Origin of the sequence: Paracoccus sanguinis (genome assembly GCF_900106665.1) — a bacterium.
In the GTDB taxonomy this organism is placed as follows: domain Bacteria; phylum Pseudomonadota; class Alphaproteobacteria; order Rhodobacterales; family Rhodobacteraceae; genus Paracoccus; species Paracoccus panacisoli.
In genome coordinates this window covers 89,999-105,947 of record NZ_FNNA01000004.1, presented here as the reverse complement: position 1 = coordinate 105,947, position 15,949 = coordinate 89,999, and the positions used below count along the sequence as shown (strand labels likewise).

Annotated in this window: 14 protein-coding genes; 6 read left to right on the top strand and 8 right to left on the bottom strand. The window is 72.7% G+C overall.

What is annotated here, in order from left to right:
* Positions 1 to 33 precede the first annotated feature (33 nt).
* From BLW17_RS13350 to modC, 4 genes are all read left to right on the top strand, one after another.
* Entirely contained in the window at positions 34 to 789 is a 756-nt protein-coding gene (locus tag BLW17_RS13350; protein WP_036735224.1) for a tetratricopeptide repeat protein, read from the top strand.
* Between the two features lie 91 nt (positions 790 to 880).
* Positions 881 to 1,642 carry a molybdate ABC transporter substrate-binding protein gene (gene modA / locus BLW17_RS13345; RefSeq protein WP_036735225.1) on the top strand — a complete coding sequence of 254 codons (762 nt, stop codon included), beginning with the start codon at positions 881 to 883 and terminating at the stop codon, positions 1,640 to 1,642.
* Between the two features lie 11 nt (positions 1,643 to 1,653).
* Positions 1,654 to 2,364 (top strand): molybdate ABC transporter permease subunit, encoded by a 711-nt coding sequence (gene modB, locus BLW17_RS13340; protein ID WP_036735227.1) that lies wholly within the window; start codon positions 1,654 to 1,656, stop codon positions 2,362 to 2,364.
* The gene (modC, locus tag BLW17_RS13335; RefSeq protein ID WP_036735230.1) at positions 2,361 to 3,449 is read left to right on the top strand and encodes a molybdenum ABC transporter ATP-binding protein; all 1,089 of its coding nucleotides are present in this window, start codon (positions 2,361 to 2,363) and stop codon (positions 3,447 to 3,449) included. The genes modB and modC overlap by 4 nt, the downstream gene beginning before the upstream one ends.
* Before the next feature lie 21 nt (positions 3,450 to 3,470).
* Here modC and BLW17_RS13330 read toward each other — a convergent pair whose 3' ends face one another.
* Positions 3,471 to 5,171, bottom strand: coding sequence for an AMP-binding protein (locus tag BLW17_RS13330; protein WP_036735233.1), 1,701 nt, complete (start codon positions 5,169 to 5,171; stop codon positions 3,471 to 3,473).
* A gap of 74 nt (positions 5,172 to 5,245) precedes the next feature.
* Positions 5,246 to 6,649 carry an aldehyde dehydrogenase family protein gene (locus BLW17_RS13325; protein ID WP_036735235.1) on the bottom strand — a complete coding sequence of 468 codons (1,404 nt, stop codon included), beginning with the start codon at positions 6,647 to 6,649 and terminating at the stop codon, positions 5,246 to 5,248.
* A gap of 110 nt (positions 6,650 to 6,759) precedes the next feature.
* Between BLW17_RS13325 and qhpR the strand changes: the two genes are divergently transcribed.
* Positions 6,760 to 7,743 (top strand): AraC-like transcriptional regulator QhpR, encoded by a 984-nt coding sequence (gene qhpR / locus BLW17_RS13320; protein WP_036735237.1) that lies wholly within the window; start codon positions 6,760 to 6,762, stop codon positions 7,741 to 7,743.
* Here the strand turns inward: qhpR and BLW17_RS13315 are convergent.
* The 6 genes from BLW17_RS13315 to peaA are packed head-to-tail and all read right to left on the bottom strand — an operon-like array spanning position 7,650 to position 14,446.
* Positions 7,650 to 9,395, bottom strand: a complete 1,746-nt coding sequence (locus BLW17_RS13315; RefSeq protein ID WP_036735238.1) for an ABC transporter transmembrane domain-containing protein — start codon at positions 9,393 to 9,395, stop codon at positions 7,650 to 7,652. The two genes, qhpR and BLW17_RS13315, sit on opposite strands and share 94 nt — an antisense overlap.
* Positions 9,392 to 10,042: a subtilisin-like serine protease QhpE gene (qhpE, locus tag BLW17_RS13310; protein WP_074826821.1), complete on the bottom strand. Its 651-nt coding sequence runs from the start codon at positions 10,040 to 10,042 to the stop codon at positions 9,392 to 9,394. The genes BLW17_RS13315 and qhpE overlap by 4 nt, the downstream gene beginning before the upstream one ends.
* Positions 10,042 to 11,115: a quinohemoprotein amine dehydrogenase subunit beta gene (gene peaD, locus BLW17_RS13305; protein ID WP_036735970.1), complete on the bottom strand. Its 1,074-nt coding sequence runs from the start codon at positions 11,113 to 11,115 to the stop codon at positions 10,042 to 10,044. The genes qhpE and peaD overlap by 1 nt, the downstream gene beginning before the upstream one ends.
* A gap of 5 nt (positions 11,116 to 11,120) precedes the next feature.
* Positions 11,121 to 11,447 (bottom strand): quinohemoprotein amine dehydrogenase subunit gamma, encoded by a 327-nt coding sequence (qhpC, locus tag BLW17_RS13300; RefSeq protein ID WP_036709981.1) that lies wholly within the window; start codon positions 11,445 to 11,447, stop codon positions 11,121 to 11,123.
* On the bottom strand, positions 11,444 to 12,877 hold the full coding sequence (peaB, locus tag BLW17_RS13295; RefSeq protein WP_036735969.1) for a quinohemoprotein amine dehydrogenase maturation protein: 1,434 nt from the start codon (positions 12,875 to 12,877) through the stop codon (positions 11,444 to 11,446). The genes qhpC and peaB overlap by 4 nt, the downstream gene beginning before the upstream one ends.
* Positions 12,878 to 12,889: 12 nt before the next feature.
* Positions 12,890 to 14,446, bottom strand: coding sequence for a quinohemoprotein amine dehydrogenase subunit alpha (peaA, locus tag BLW17_RS13290; protein ID WP_036735967.1), 1,557 nt, complete (start codon positions 14,444 to 14,446; stop codon positions 12,890 to 12,892).
* A gap of 196 nt (positions 14,447 to 14,642) precedes the next feature.
* On the opposite strand from peaA, the gene qhpG reads away from it, so the two are divergent.
* Complete coding sequence (gene qhpG, locus BLW17_RS13285) at positions 14,643 to 15,917, top strand: flavin-dependent monooxygenase QhpG (RefSeq protein ID WP_074826817.1); 1,275 nt, start codon at positions 14,643 to 14,645, stop codon at positions 15,915 to 15,917.
* Positions 15,918 to 15,949: the final 32 nt, after the last annotated feature.

Below are 15,949 nucleotides of genomic sequence, written 5' to 3'. Positions count from 1 at the left end.
CGCATCGTTCCGACCCGCCGCCCTGGACCGCCCGTGACACATCAGAGTTCCCGCCCTGCCCTTTCCGTTTCGCCCCTGCGCCTGTCGCTCGTCGTCGCGCTGGCCGGCCTGACCGGCGCCTGCACCGACCCGGCCTTCGGCGTGGCCGAGACCCGCCAGACCACCGCGGTCGAGCGCGTGGTCGAGCTGCGCGGCACCCTGCGGACCAACCCCACCGACACCGCCGCGCTGACCCGGCTGGGCGATCTCTACGCCGACCAGGGGATGTGGCCCGAGTCGATGGGCGCCTATCGCGAGGCGCTCATCGTCGCGCCCGGCGACCGCAACCTGCTGCTGGGCTACGGGCGCGGCCAGCTCGCCGTCGGGGATTTCGCGGGCGCCCTGCGGACCGCCAACCAGGCGGGCGACCAGGACGTGCGGGGGATGCTGCTCAAGGCCGGGGCGCTGACCGGGCTGAACCAGCTCGCCCCGGCGCGGGCGCTGCTCGAGCGGGCGCAGCGCACCGCGCCGCGCGATCTGGACGTGCGCTCGAACATCTCGCTGGTGGCGGCGCTGCAGCGCGACCCCGCCGCCTATGCCATCGCCCGCGCGGCGGCGTTTGCCCCGGACGCGGAGTATTCCCACATCCGCAACCTCGTGCTGGTCGGCGGCATCACCGGCAACGACGGCGCCGCGACCGAAGACGGAGAGCGCCGCGGCCTCGACCCCGCCGAGATCGGCGGCATCCTGACGGTCGGCCACCGGGCCCGGACGCAGGGCATGGGGGCGGTGACGGTTCTCACGCGGTGAGGGGGGCGCCGCTATATCCCCACGAAAATAACGGTTGCCCCGTTCCCGCCGTCGGTTATGTTCTCCCAGACATAACCACCGGAGGCTCCCGATGACCCGCCGCTCCCTGCTTCTCGCGCTGCCGCTCGGCGTGGCGCTGGCATTGCCCGCCGCCGCCGCGGAGGTCGTGGTCTTCGCCGCCGCCTCGATGAAGACCGCGCTCGACCCGATCGCGGCCGAGTTCCAGGCCGCCACGGGGAACACGGTCACGGTCAGCTATGCCGGCTCGAACACGCTCGCCAAGCAGATCATCGAGGGGGCGCCGGCGGATATCTTCATCTCGGCCTCGACCCAGTGGATGGACGCGGTCGAGACGGCGGGCGAGGTCGCGGACGGCACCCGCGCCGACCTGCTGGGCAACACGCTGGTGCTGGTCGCCCATGACCCGGCGGCGGCGAAGGTCGAGCTGAGCGACGCGACCGACCTGCCGGCGCTGCTCAACGGCGGCAAGCTGGCCATGGCGCTGGTCGATTCCGTCCCCGCAGGGCAATACGGCAAGGAGGCGCTGACCAGCCTCAAGCTGTGGGACAAGGTCGAGGGCTCGGTCGCGCAGGCCGACAACGTCCGCGCCGCGCTGGCGCTCGTCTCGACCGGCGAGGCGCCCTACGGCATCGTCTACGCCACCGACGCCGCCGCGGATCCCGCGGTCCATGTCGTCGGCACCTTCCCGGCCGGGACCCACACGCCCATCACCTACCCCGCCGCGCTGCTCAAGACCGCCGCCGACCCCGCCGACCGCGCCTTCTATGAGGCGCTGTCGGGCGAGGCGGCGCGCAAGGTCTTCGCCGCGCAGGGCTTCACGCTTCCGGACTGAGGCGGCGCGCGGTGACGGACTGGCTCGGCCCCGCCGAATGGGACGCGCTGCGGCTGTCGCTGCGCGTCTCGGTCGTCGCGGTGCTGACGAGCCTGCCGCTGGCGCTGCTGGCCGCCCACGCGCTCGCGCGCTGGCGGTTTCCGGGGCACGGGCTGCTCAACGGCCTCGTGCACCTGCCGCTGGTGCTGCCGCCGGTGGTGACGGGCTACCTGCTGCTTCTGACCTTCGGGCGGCGGGGGTGGATCGGCAGCCACCTCGACCAGTGGTTCGGGATCGTCTTCGCCTTCCGCTGGACCGGCGCGGCGCTCGCCGCGGCGATCATGGCGTTTCCGCTGATGGTCCGCGCCATGCGGCTGTCGATCGAGGCGGTGGACCCGCGGCTGGAACAGGCGGCGGGCTCGCTCGGGGCGGCGCGGCCGTGGGTGTGGCTGACGGTGACCCTGCCGCTGATCCTGCCCGGCGTGATCGCGGGCGCGATCCTCGGCTTCGCCAAGGCGATGGGCGAGTTCGGGGCGACGATCACCTTCGTCTCGAACATCCCCGGCCAGACCCAGACGCTGCCCTCGGCGATCTACAGCTTCCTGCAGGTGCCGGGGGGCGAGGCGTCCGCCGCGCGGCTGGTCATCGTCTCGGTCGCGGTCGCCATGGGGGCGCTGGTCGCCAGCGAGTGGCTCGCGCGCCGCGTCGCGCGGCGGATGACGGGGCTTGAGGCCGGGCGATGATCGAGATCGCCCTGCGCCACGAGTTCGGCGGCTTCGCGCTGGACCTCGGCTTCACCGCCCCGGCGGGGGTGACGGCGCTCTACGGGCCGTCGGGGTCGGGCAAGTCCACGGTGCTGAACGCGGTCGCCGGCCTGCTGCGCCCGCAGGCGGGGCGCATTGTGGTGGACGGCGCGGCGCTGACCGACACCGCGCACGGGGTGTTCGTGCCCCCGCATCGCCGCCGGCTGGGGATCGTCTTTCAGGACGGGCGGCTGTTTCCGCACCTGACCGTGCGCCAGAACCTGCGCTATGGCCGCTGGTTCGCGCCCAAAGGCCCGCGCGCCGACGAGGGCGCCATCGTCGGGATGCTGGGGATCGGCCCGCTGCTCGACCGCGCGCCCGCGACGCTCTCGGGGGGTGAGCGGCAGCGGGTGGCCATCGGCCGGGCGCTGATGTCCGAGCCGCGGCTGATCCTCGCCGACGAGCCGCTGTCGGCGCTGGACGAGGACCGCAAGGCCGAAATCCTGCCCTATCTCGAGCGGCTGCGCGACGAGCTGGCGGTGCCGATGCTCTACGTGAGCCACGCCCCCGCCGAGGTGGCGCGGATCGCCACCACCGTGGTGCGGCTCGACGCGGGCCGGGTGACCGCCGTGGGGCCGGCGGCCGAGGTGCTGTCGGACCCCGCCGTGGCCGGGCCGGGGCGCGGGGCGGGGGCGCTGATCGCGGCGCGGGTCGTGGCCCAGCACGACGACGGGATCACCGAGCTGGACGCGGGCGGGCTGCCCCTGTTCCTGCCGACGCTCGCCGCCGCGCCGGGCGCCCGGCTGCGGCTCAGGATCGCCGCGGCCGACGTGATGCTGGCCCGCGGCCGGCCCGAGGGGCTCTCGGCCCTCAACATCCTGCCCGGCACGGTCGAGAGCCTGCGCGCGGACGGCCCGGCGGTGCTGGTGCGGCTGGACACCGCCGCCGGCCCGATCCTGTCGCGCATCACCCGCCGCTCGGCCGCGCAGCTGGGCGTGGCGCCCGGCGCGGCGCTGACGGCGATCGTCAAGTCGCTGTCGCACGGCCCCGACGACGTGGGCACGCCCACCGCGGACCGGGCCTGACCCCGGCCGCGGCGCCGCCCCCTACCCCGCGGCCAGTCCCAGCTCGTCGATCATCGCCTGCCGCATCACGAACTTCTGCGCCTTGCCGGTCACCGTCATCGGCAGCTCGCCCTTGAAGCGGATGTGGCGCGGCACCTTGTAGTGCGCCATCCGCTCGCGCGCGAAGCAGCGGATCTCGTCCTCGGACGTCTGGGCGCCGGGCTTGGGGACGATCCAGGCGCACACCTCCTCGCCGTATTTCGGGTCGGGCACGCCGAACACCTGCACGAGCAGCACGGCCGGATGCTGGAAGAGATACTCCTCGACCTCGCGCGGATAGATGTTCTCGCCGCCGCGGATCAGCATGTCCTTGACCCGTCCGACGATGTTGCAATAGCCCTCGTCGTCCAGTGTGGCGAGGTCGCCGGTGTGCATCCAGCCGTCGGCATCGACGGCATCGGCGGTCTTGTCCGGCTCGCCCCAGTAGCCCTTCATCACCGAATAGCCGCGGGTGCAGAGCTCGCCCTTCTCGCCCACCGCGACGGTGTGGCCGGCCTCGTCCACCAGCTTGACCTCGAGATGCGGGTGGATGCGGCCGACGGTCGAGACGCGCTTTTCCAGCGGGTCGTCGGTGTGGGACTGGAACGACACCGGGCTCGTCTCGGTCATGCCGTAGGCGATGGTCACCTCGCGCATGTGCATCTGGTCGACGACGCGCTTCATCACCTCGATGGGACAGGGGGCGCCCGCCATGATCCCGGTGCGCAGGCTCGACAGGTCATGGGCCAGGAAGTTCTGCGAATCGAGCATCGCCGAGAACATCGTCGGCACCCCGTAAAGCCCGGTGCAGCGCTCGTCGGCCACGACGTTGAGCACGAGGTCGGGGTCGAACGCCTCGCCCGGGAACACCATCGCCGCGCCCTTGCTGACGCAGCCCAGCACCCCCATCACCATGCCGAAGCAGTGATAGAGCGGCACGGGGATGCACAGCCGGTCCTCGGCCGTCAGGCGGATGGCGGCGGTCACGAGGTGGCCGTTGTTCACGATGTTGCGGTGGCTGAGCGTCGCCCCCTTGGGCAGGCCGGTGGTCCCCGAGGTGAACTGGATGTTGATCGGGTCGTCCGCCCGCAGCGTCCGCGTCACCGCGTCCAGCCGGTCCGGGTCGGCCGGCGTCGCGGCCAGCGCGGCGAAGTTCAGCATCCCCGCCGTCGAGCGGCTGTCCCCCATCCGCACCACGATCCGCAGGTCGGGCAGGTTCGGCGTCATCAGCGCGCCGGGGGCGCAGAACATCAGCTCGGGCGCGACGTGCTGGATCATGTTGACGTAGTTCGAGGACTTGAACCGGTCGGCGAGGATCAGGCAGCGGATGCCCACGCGCCGCAGCGCGTATTCCAGCTCACCCGCGCGATAGGCGGGGTTCACGTTGACGAGGATCGCGCCGATCCGGGCGGTGGCGAACTGGGTCAGCACCCATTCGGGCCGGTTCGGGGCCCAGATCCCCACCCGGTCGCCGCGCGCGATGCCGAGATCCAGAAGCCCGGTCGCCAGCCGGTCCACGGCGGCGGCGAACTCGGCATAGGTCAGCCGGACCTCGTGCTCGGGGAAGACCAGCGCCTCGCGCTGGCCATGCCGGGCCGCGGCCCGGGCCAGCAGCTCGGGGATCGTCTCCTCCAGCAGGTCCACGTCGGTGGGGCCCTTGACGCGGCTTTCGCCGTTGCGGGGCGTCTCGCGATAGATCGACACCGGTTCTCCTCTCCTCTGTCCTTGGGGCGGGCCGCGCGACCGAAGGATCGCGCGGCCCTGCCGTTGATTGCCGCTCAGCGGGCTTCGTTGACCACATGCAGCTGGGTGAACTCGGCCAGCCCCTCCTCGGCGAACTCGACCCCGATGCCGGATTGCTTCGACCCACCGAAGGGAATGTTCGGCCCGAAGTCGAGGTGCTTGTTGATCCACACCTGCCCCGCGTCCATCCGCAGCGCGATGTCGCGCGCAAGCTCGCGGTCGCCGCCCCAGACCGATCCGCCGAGGCCCCAGGGCGTGCCGTTGGCGCGGGCGAGCGCATCCTCGGGGTCCGAGAAGCGCAGCACCGGCAGGACCGGGCCGAACTGCTCCTGCGCGACCAGCTCGGCGTCGTCGTCGATGTCGGCCACGATGGTCGGGCGGATGAAGTAGCCCGGCCGGTCCTCGGCGGTGCCGCCCGCCACCACGCGCCCGTCGCGCCGCGCCTGGTCGAGGATCGCGCGCACCTTGTCGAACTGGGCGCGGTTCTGGATCGGGCCGACGGTCGTGCCCTGCTTGAGCCCGTCGTCCACCACCGCCTCGTCGGCCAGTCGCGCCAGCCGCTCGACCACCGCGTCATAGAGCGTGTCGTGGACATAGACGCGCTTGACGGCGAGGCACACCTGCCCGGCGTTCATGAACGCCGAGCCGAAGATCCCCGGCGCCACCGTGTCGGGGTCGGCGCCCGGCAGGACGATGGCCGCGTCGTTGCCGCCCAGCTCGAGCGTGATCCGCTTGATCGTCTCGGCGGCGCTGGCCATGACCTTCTTGCCCGTCTCGGACGAGCCGGTGAAGCTGATCTTGGCGATGTCGCGGTGGGCGGTCATCCGCGGCCCGAGGTCGTTCTGGTCGGTGATGATGTTGACCACCCCGGCCGGAAAGACCTTCGCCATGATCTCGCCGACCCTGAGCGTGGTCAGCGGGGTCGTCGGCGCGGGCTTGATGACCATCGTGTTGCCAGCGAGCAGCGCCAGCGGCGCCTTGAACGCCATCAGCAGGATCGGGAAGTTCCACGGGATGATCGCGCCCACCACCCCCAGCGGGCGGCGGTACTGTTCGACCAGCCGTGTGTCGTTGTCCTCGATCACCTTCACCGGCAGGTCGAGGGGCGCGAGATGGCGGATGAAATAGACCGTATAGGCGATCTCGGCGGTGGATTCGGACAGCGGCTTGCCCTGCTCCTGCGTGAGCAGCCGGGCGAGGCTGTCGGCCTCGCGCTCGAGCCCGTCGGCCCACGCAAGCAGCATCTGCCGGCGCTCTGCGATCGGACGGCGCGACCAGGAGGGGAACGCGGCCTTCGCCGCCGCCACCGCCGCGTTGAGCTGGGCTTCCGAGGCGCGGGGGCACTGGGCCAGCACCTCCTCGGTCGCGGGGTTCACGACCGGCATGGTCTGGTCGCCGGCGACGAGCTGTCCGTCGATCAGCAGGTGATAGTCAGTCATGTCGTTTTCCTTTCGATGGGCGCGGGTGCGCGCGGTTTGAGCGAAGCCGGTTGACGGACGGCGGGGATCGCCGCGATGCTCGTCCCCCGGGGAGAGTGGAGGCGACTCGGGTGGAGGGATCGTGGATCATCTCGCGGCCGCTGTCGGTGGTCGGGGGCGGCGCAGCCGAGGGCGGCGCCGAGGCGGCGCCGACGATGCGGCTCGCGGATTTCGTGGCGAGCCTCGAGGCGATTGCCGCGAGCTCGCTCGATCCGCTGGCGATCTGGCGCGCGGGACAGGCGATGGACCTCGCCGATCTGGGCGTGCTGGGCTGCACGGTGGCGCTGGCCCCCACGCTGGGGGCGGCGCTGCGCGCGTTTCACAAGGGGTTCGGCGCGCTTCAGTCGGCCTCGAGCGTGGATTTCCAGGTCGAGGATGACCGCGCGAGCTTCAGCTACCGCATCCTCGACAACGAGGTCTGGCCCCGTCGCGCCGATTCCGAACTGACGCTCGCGGTGCTGAGCGGGATCGCCCGGCGCTTCGCCCCCGACGCGACGACCGCCTGCGCGCTGAACTTCGAGCACGACCCCCGCGCGCAGGGCGCGGCCTTCGCCGCCACCGTGGGCTCGGTGCCCCGGCAGGGCGAGACGAACGCCATCGTCTTCCCCGCCCGGCTGCTCGACCGCCGCCGCGCCGAGGGCGAGGGCCCGGACACCGCCCGCGCCTTCCGCGAGGCGATGGTCGCGCTCGAGACGCATCTGCGGGCGATGTGGCTGCGCCAGCCGGTCAGCCACCGCGTCTGGCACGCGATGATAGAGCGGATCGGGCGCGATGACATCGATCAGGACGCCATCGCGCGCGCACTCGGCGTCTCGCGCCGGACCCTGCGCCGGCAGCTCGACGCCGAGGACACCTCGTTTCACGAGCTGACCGAATCCTGCCGCCGCAACGTGGGCCACGCGCTCTTGGTGCGCACCGACCTGCCGATGATCGAGATCTCGATGCGGCTGGGCTATTCCGATCATACCGCGTTCTCCCGCGCGTTCTCGCGCTGGTTCGGCGCCTCGCCGCGCGAGCTGCGCAAGGCCGGGTCGGGGGCCAGCGCCACGACCTGATCGAAGCCGAGGTCGCGCGCAGGGCCTGCGTGGGCGATGACGATGAGCGTGCGGTCGGGGTGGCGCGCCAGGATCGCGGACAGGATCGCCGCCGCGGCGCTGGCGTCGACCTCGGACAGGCTTTCGTCGAGGACGAGCACCCGGAACGGCAGCAGGAGCGCGCGGGCGAGGACGATCCGCTGGCGCTCGCCGCCCGAGAGGTTGCGGCCCGCTTCGGCGATGGGGGCGGTCAGGTCGTGGCCGCGGTGGCGCAGGGCCTCGGCCAGGCCGACATCCCCCAGCGCCTGCCACAGCCGGGCGTCGTCCGCCTGCGGGTCGGCCAGCCGCAGGTTCTCGGCCAGCGTGCCGCGGAAGAGGACGCTCGCCTGCGGCACGACCGCGATGGTGCGGCGCAGCGCGATGGGGTCGAGGCCCAAGACATCCTCGCCGTCGAGATAGACCCGCGCGCCCGGCGCGGGCGCGGCGGCGCGGATGGCGAGCGCGGCGAGCGTCGATTTCCCGATCCCCGATGGCCCGTCGATCAGCACGCGCTGCCCCGGCCGGATGGCCAGCGTCAGCGGCAGGTGCCGCCCCGCCTGCGCGCGCGCGGCGACGAAGCGCAGCCCGCCCGGCCCCGGCGCCGGGGGCCGCGCCGGGCCGGGGCCGGGCGCATCGGCCCCGGCCTCGGCCGCCAGCGCCGACAGACGGGCCAGGGCCACGCGGGCCTGCGCCTGCGCGTGATAGAGCCCGAGCAGGTTCTGCAGCGGCCCGGTCATCATGCCGACATAGGCCAGGAACGCGATCAGCGAGCCGAGCGGCCATGTCCCCGCGATCACCATCAGCCCCCCGGCCAGCAGCACCGCCGAGCGGACGGCGGCGTTGATGACCTGCGGCACCGCGCCGGTTAGCTCGAGCCAGCGCCGCTGGCGGATCAGGAGCGCGATCTGGGTCTGCTGCAGGGGGGCGAAGCCCGCGGCGCGGGTGGCCTCGGCCCCCAGAACGCGCAGCGAGGGCAGGCCCACCACCGTCTCGACCAGCCAGGACGAGAGGGTGCCGCGCGCCTCGCGCACGGCCTCGGCCCGGGCCTGCGTGCGCGGGCGCGCCCAGGCGAGGAAGATCAGGTTCAGGGGCGCCGCCGCGACGGCGAGCAGCGCCAGCCGCCATTCCAGCACGAAGAGCATCGCCGCCCCCCCGGCCAGGCGGAACAGCGATCCGGCCGCGGCCAAGAGGCTGTTGAAGGCGAACTGCTGGATCTCGGCGGTGTCGCCGTCCAGCCCGGCCATCGCCTCGCCGACCGGCAGCGGCGGGCGGGCGGCGGGGCGGGCCAGCGCGGCGCCGAGCATCCGGCCCCGCAGGTCAGCCAGCATCGCCGCCGAATAGCGCAGGTGCAGAAGGCTGTTGACCGCCCCCGACCCCAGCGCCGCCAGCCCGACCGCGAACAGCGCCGCGGCATAGAGCCAGAGGGCGGCGGCGTCCCCCGCGACCAGCCCCTTGTCGATGAGCTGCTTGGTCAGCCACGGTGGCGCCAGCGCCAGCACCGCCGCCCCGAGCGAGGTCGCCAGCACCACCCCGATCCCCGGCAGGGCCCGGGCGATGACCGGGGCGATCCAGTCGGACCCCGCGCCGAAGACCCGCCGGGCCGCCAGCCGCGCCATCCCGTCCCTGACGCTCATGCGCAAAGCCCCCGCCGCTCGGCGCCAAGGTGGACGGCGCGCGCGGACAGCCAGCCGTGCGGGTCGGGGTGGCTCGTCCGCCAGTGGGCGGCGAGGTGGCCCGCGACACGGGCCGCGCCGAGGCTTGCGCCGCCCATCCCCCGCCCGCCCTGCTCGGGCGAGGCGCACCACGCCCCGATCCGGCCGCCGGGCAAGAGCGACAGCTCGTCCCAGCCGCAGCGCGCGTCCCCGGTCGCGGCGATGACGCCGGGATAGGCCGCGGGCCAGCACGTCCCGCCCTGCGCGGGCGCGGCCGCGACGAGGGTCACGCCCGCGCGCCGCGCCTCGATGCAGGCGGCGGCCAGCGGCGGGCGGTCGGCGCCCAGCCCGAGGCTCAGCAGGATCAGGTCGCTGCGCGGGATCAGCCACAGGATCGCGCGCGCCACGCGGTCGGCGCTGGTCACGGGGCGGTCATCGAAGACCTGCGCGTGGCACAGCCGCGCGGCCGGGGCCGCCCGGGCGATCAGCGCCGCGCAGGCGGTGCCGTGGCCCAGCCGGTCGGGCTGCGCCTCGGCCTCGCCGTCGGGCCGGAAGGCGCGCGCCCCGGCCATCGCGCCCGCGGGCCCGCCGCTGTCCACGATGCCGATCCGGGGCGCGCCCGCCTGCATCAGTCCGCCCGCGTGAACAGGCGCACCGACGCGAGCGAGATCGACGCCTTGTCCGGCATCTCGACCGAGCCCTTCCGCTCCAGCGTCTCGGCGTCATAGGCCGCGACGTCCGACAGCGCGCCGCCCAGATAGACGGTCTTGCCGTCGGTCGAGACGTTCACCGAATAATAGCTGTGCGGCAGCGGCACCCGCTTGATCGGCTTGCCGGTGTCGAGATCAAAGCTCGACAGGAAGTTGTAGGCGCCATAGGCGCGCGTCTTGTCGGGGCTGACGGCGGTCGAGAAATAGAAGATGTCGGCGACCTCGACCTCCTGCATCTTCAGCTCGCCGGTGGCGAGGTCCTGGGTCAGCAGCCCGGTGCGGAAGGCGGTGGGATCGCCGGCGGGCAGGTCGAGCCGCGAGGCATAGAAGGGCGCGGCCATCACGCCCGACACCTCGAACTGCGACCAGACGTCGAGCACGTCGGGCTGGCCGTATTTCTCGGTTTCCCAGCCGTGGATGGGCTTTTCGTCGATCTTCTGCCCCGCCCCGTCGAAGACGTGCATCCTGCGGCCCATGCCGTAGAGCTTGCTGCCGTCGCGCGACCACGCCAGCAGCGTGATCTGGCGCGGCGCCTCGGCGGTCGATTTCAGCGCCCCCGTCTCGGCGTCGTAAAAGGCGATCCGGGTCGGCTGGACCTGGAACTCGTCCACCAGCCGCCGCACCGGGCTCTGATAGACGGCGAGCGTCTTGCCGTCGGGCGACAGGTCCATGCCGAACATGCCCTTCACGCGCTCGTCGACGCTGCTCATCTCGATCCGCTTCAGCGTCTTGCCGCTTTCGAGGTCGACGATGGCGATGCTTTCCAGCGTGTTCATCAGCACATAGGCGCGGGTGCCGTCGGCGTTGACGACCGGCAGGCTGGGCAAGGGGCCCGCGTCGTCGAGCTGGATCACCTTCTCGACCGCCATCGCGGCGGCGTCGACGACGACCAGCTTGTCGGGGCGGGCGGGGACAAGCAGATAGTCCTTGGCCAGCGCCGGGGCCGCGCCCAGCAGGGTGGCGAGCGCGATGAGGGACAGGCGGTTCAGCATGGGCGTCACACCTTCGACTTGGGGAACACGGACTGAAGCTGGCGCCAGTCGTTCAGGACGTCGGCGGCCTTGTCGCTCCAGTTCGGATAGGTGCTCATGGTGTCGGGCACCTGCGCGGGCCACCAGCACGGGTCGGCGCAGCCGTAGAGGTCGGCCTCCATCGGCTGGCAGAGGTTGGCGACGCCGCCGAAGGCGTCGATCTCCCACCCCGGGTCGAAGGAGGTGGTGCAGCCCACCATCGAGTTCATCGCCACCACCTCGTCCTGCCGCCCTTCGGCTGCGGCTTCGGTGAATTGCTTGGCCTTGGCGTTGGCCGGGGTCAGGTGCTTCATTGGGGGGCTCTCCTCGGTTCGAGGTGACGACGGAAAAACGACGGGTTGGCCGGCATGATGCGGGTGTAGCTTTCGATGCCGAAATCCACCCAGTCGCGCAGCAGGTCGCAGTAGTGATAGACGGGGGCGAAGGGGTCGCCCTGCCGGGCATAGCTTTCGTGGTAGCACCCGCCCGCGCAGATCGAGCGGATGCGGCAGGTCCGGCAGCCGAACTGCGAGCGGTCCTGTGCCCCCTCGATGAAGGCGGCGAGGCGGGGCACGTCGATGCCCCGGTCGACGTTGCCGTAGGTCGGCTGGCTGGACCCGACGAAGCGGTGGCAGAGATGCAGGTCGCCGCCCTTGTCCACCGCCAGCATCCCGAGGCCCGCGCCGCAGGGGACGGCCTTCTTCATCCCCTGGGCGATGTCGGTCAGAAGCTGGTGCATGTTGGAAAAGCCGATGTTCTCGCCGCGGATCGCGGCCTCGACATAGCGGCGGCCCAGCGACTTCATGTCCTCGAACACCTGTTTCAGCAGCTCGCCGTCGAGGTTGAAGACCGCGATCGGCCCCGAGGTCGCCGGCCCGAAGCCCACTTCGGCGAAGCCGAGGTCGTTCTTCAGGTGGTCGTGGATCGCCAGCACGTCGGTGACGCCGCGGGTCAGGGTGACGCGGACGCCGACCGGCCGCGCGTCGTAGCGGGCCAGCAGCATCCGCACCTTCGCCGCCACCACGTCATAGGTGCCGCGCCCGCCGACCGTCTTGCGGTTGGCGTCATGCAGCGCGCGCGGCCCGTCCATGCTGACCGTGACCGCCACGCGGTGGGCGTTCAGCCAGTCCACGATCTCTTCGGTCAGCAGCGTGGCGTTGGTGGTCAGCGAGAAATCGACCGCCTTGCCCAGCTCGGCCACGCGGGCCTCGGCATACGTCACCACCTGCCGGATCAGCGCCATGTTCGACAGCGGCTCGCCGCCGAAGAACACCACGTTGACGCTGTCGCGGGCGGCGGCCTGCCGCAGCAGCAGCTCGATCGACTTGCGCGCCGTCTCGAAGTCCATCCGCTCGCCCTTGGCGGGCGTGGTCAGGTCTTCCTTGTAGCAGTAGGTGCAGGCGAGGTTGCAGCCGGTGTTGACGTTCAGCACGATCGTGGACAGGGCGATGTCCTCGACCTTCTGGATGGCCAGCGGCGTGCCGGGGTCCGCGGCATCGCGCAGGATGTCGAGGCTGACGAAGCTCTGCACGCATTCGGCCAGGTCCTGCGGGCTGAACCGGTCGCCGAGTTCCGATTGCAGCAGGTCTGCGTCGGCGACCCCCACCCGGCGGAACAGGTCGTAGACGTCCCGGCTGACGGCATCCATCTCGAACAGGCTGGTGGTCGGGACGTGCATCAGCATGGCGTGGCCATCGACGTCCACGCGGTGGGCGTTGTGGCGGATCAGGGAAAGCGCGCTCATCTCCGGCCTCGTTCAGTTGATCGGCATGTCGACGAAGCGCTGCACCGTCGCGTAAAGGTGCCCCTGCGCCTCGAGCGTCGTGTCGCCGTCCTTTACGGTGGCGATCACCTTCAGGTTGCCGGCGTTGTTGGTCATCATCGGGCGTTCGGGGTTCGGCCCGGCGTCGGCGGGCAGGAACTGGCCGTCCGGCTGGATTTGGCCGGCGAAGCGGGCGTCCTCCATCTGGCGGGCGGCGTCGTCGAAATCCTCGGTCCGCCAGTCGGCCGGCATCGCGCCCACGCGGATGTCGTCGGGTGTCTCGGGCTGGCCGTCGGGGCCGTTCAGCCAGCCGATCGCCTCGAACTGGGCGGGGTGCTTGGGGATCGGGCCGCCGTTGCCGCCGATGCGGGAATAGGTGAGCGCGGGTTCCACCGTCACCCGGTCGAGCACCGGATAGACCGTCAGGGCGCCGGGCAGCGCGCTGGCCCCGATCGCCACGTCGCCGGCCGCGGCGGGGGCATCGGCCGCGGCAGTGGCCTTGAGGACGACCTTGGTTGCGTCCTGCGACACCACCTCGGCCGTGACGCCTGCGGGCAGGGCCGGCGCACCGGTCAGGCCGATGCCGCTGACGGTGATCTCGGCCGTCTCGCCGGCCTTGAGGTGCCCGGGGCTGACCGACAGGATCTGCGGCGCGGCATCGGCCCGCACCGCCTTGATCCGGCCGCCGATCGTGTCCTGGTCGGTGTGGAACCAGCGCCCGTCCATCGTCCGGTCCGCGCGCAGCGCCAGCACCTGCCGCAGCGCCGTGTCGGCCGAGGTCAGGCTGCCCCGCCATTCCCCCGCGCCATAGAGGATCGCCCGCCCGCTCTGGGTCGCGGTGCTGCCGTCGGCATAGGTCAGCTCCACCGTCACGGCGTAGGCGTCGCCCTCGGCCGTGACCGTCATCGCGCCGGTATAGTCGCCCCGCCCCGGCTGGTGCCCGGCGACGCGCCATTCGCCGGTCATGTCCACCTCGGCCTTGGCCGGCGCCCCGCCGTCCACATAGCGCCGGGTCAGCTCGCCCAGCACCTCGCCATTGGCCATGCCCCACCAGTCGCGGTCGCGCGCCAGCGCCTGGTATTCGAGCGACGGGAACTGGCCGAGGTGGAAGTTGATCAGCTTCTTCCAGTCCTCGGGCGTGCGCCGTTGCAGCGCCACCCGCGCGTAGGAGTGGCAGCGCCGGCAGGTCTCGGTCATCAGCTGGTTGACGCCGGTGTCGTCGGCGACCGGCTCTTTCTCGAGCACGTAGCGGTAGCCGTCGGTCTCCTCGACCGAGAGGCCGCGGGTGTCGGCGAGGTAGCGCACCACCGCGGCCCGATCCGCGTCGCTGAGGTTGAGGCCGTAGTTGCGGATCATCCGCACCACGTTCATGTCCCAGCCCTCGGGCGTGCGCCGGCTGGCGTCGATGCGGGAATATTTCCCGTCGGCGTCCTTGGCGTGGCAGGCCGCGCAGATGGTGTCGAGCACCTCTTGCCCCGTGGCGCCGAGCGAGGGGGCGGCAAGGGCCAGCGTGGCGCAGGTTGAAAGCATGGCTAGGGTCAGGCGGTTCATCCGGCGATGGTCCTCTGGCTCGGCGGGCGGCGGCCCGCAGGATGCTTGGTTCGGCCCCAGTCTTGCGAAGGCCGGCCCCCGAAAGTTGACATTTCCGGACAAAGATGCGGCGCGATGTCGCGCGCCCCGAGATTGGCCGGAAATGTCAACTTTCCGCCCGGCGCGCGGGCAAGCTGGCCGGGAATGGAGGGGCGGGATGGGGCAGACGGCGGATCTCGTGGTGATCGGGGGCGGCCCGGCCGGCGCCGTGTCCGCCTGGCTGGCCGCGCGGGACGGGGCGCGGGTGGTGCTGATCGATCCCGACGAAGCCCCCGACCGGATCGAGGGCATGAGCCCCCGCCTTCACGCCTGGCTCGGCCGCAGCGGGATGCTGGAGGCCGGGGCGCTTCAGCCGGTCCCCGCCCCCCGCCGCAGCCTCTGGTCCGGCACGATGCACGAGGGCAACCACGAGCTGCTCGTGGCCCGCCCCGCGCTCGACCGCGCGCTGCGCCGCGCCGCCGCGCGGGCCGGGGCGCGGGTCATCACCGGCGTCGCCACCCCCGAGCCGGGCGCGGCCGTCCTCGGCTCGGGCGAGCGTCTCGCCGCCGCCCTGGTCCTCGACGCCCGCGGCCGCCGCGGCGCGGCCCGGCGCCCCGTCCGCCGCGGTCCCGCGACGGTCTCGCTGGGCGCCTGGCTCGCGGGCCCGCCGTCAACACCGCCGCAGACGATTGTCCTGCCGTTCGACGCCGGTTGGGCGTGGTTCGCCGGCATGGGCGGCGGGCGGGCGTGGCTGCAGGTGACGCTCGACGCCGCCGACCCGCATCAGGCGCGCCCCGCCGCGCGGCTGGCGCGCAGCCTCGCGCAATGTGCCGCGTGGCTGCCGGAGGGGTTCCGGCCCGAGAGCGACGCCGTGCTGGTGCGCGAATCCTCGCCGCTGCTGTCGGGCGTGCCGGCGGACCTGTCGGTGCTGCCCATCGGGGACGCCAGCGCGGCGATGGACCCGCTGTCCGGGCACGGGATGTTCTGGGCCGTGTCGAGCGCGCTCGCCGCCGCCGCCGTCCGCCGCACCCTCGCCACCGGTCGTGACGCGGGGGCCGACGCCCTCGCGCGGCGCTTCCTCGGGCAGCGGGCCACGGACCTCTTCCTGCGGCAGGCCCGGATCGGGCGCGACTTCATCCGCGCCGAGACGGCCCGCGCCGCCGCGCCCTTCTGGCGCGCACGCTCGGGCTTCCCCGACGACGCGCCCGCCCACGATACCGCGACCGCAATCACCACAGAACGCCGCGTGGTGGTCGAGGACGGCCGCCTGTCCGAGCGCGAGGTGCTGATCACCCCCCGCTCCCCCGCCGGGGTCGCCTGGTACAACGGGCTGTCGGCGGTCGCGCTGTGGCGGGCCTCGACCGAGCGGCCGGGCGCGCCGCTCACCGACAGGTTCGGCGCCGCGGCCGAGGGTTTCGAGGCGTGGCTGACGCGCGAGGCGACGGTCGGGTGAGAGGGGGGCGACCCGAACGGCCGCCCTGCCCC

Bases quoted from the DNA above. Each gene is read 5' to 3' on its own strand.
- modA (WP_036735225.1), top strand. From the start codon at position 881: ATGACCCGCCGCTCCCTGCTTCTCGCGCTGCCGCTCGGCGTGGCGCTG.
- modC (WP_036735230.1), top strand. From the start codon at position 2,361: ATGATCGAGATCGCCCTGCGCCACGAGTTCGGCGGCTTCGCGCTGGAC.
- BLW17_RS13325 (WP_036735235.1), bottom strand. From the start codon at position 6,649: ATGACTGACTATCACCTGCTGATCGACGGACAGCTCGTCGCCGGCGAC.
- BLW17_RS13315 (WP_036735238.1), bottom strand. From the start codon at position 9,395: ATGAGCGTCAGGGACGGGATGGCGCGGCTGGCGGCCCGGCGGGTCTTC.
- qhpE (WP_074826821.1), bottom strand. From the start codon at position 10,042: ATGCAGGCGGGCGCGCCCCGGATCGGCATCGTGGACAGCGGCGGGCCC.
- peaD (WP_036735970.1), bottom strand. From the start codon at position 11,115: ATGCTGAACCGCCTGTCCCTCATCGCGCTCGCCACCCTGCTGGGCGCG.
- qhpC (WP_036709981.1), bottom strand. From the start codon at position 11,447: ATGAAGCACCTGACCCCGGCCAACGCCAAGGCCAAGCAATTCACCGAA.
- peaB (WP_036735969.1), bottom strand. From the start codon at position 12,877: ATGAGCGCGCTTTCCCTGATCCGCCACAACGCCCACCGCGTGGACGTC.
- peaA (WP_036735967.1), bottom strand. From the start codon at position 14,446: ATGAACCGCCTGACCCTAGCCATGCTTTCAACCTGCGCCACGCTGGCC.
- qhpG (WP_074826817.1), top strand. From the start codon at position 14,643: ATGGGGCAGACGGCGGATCTCGTGGTGATCGGGGGCGGCCCGGCCGGC.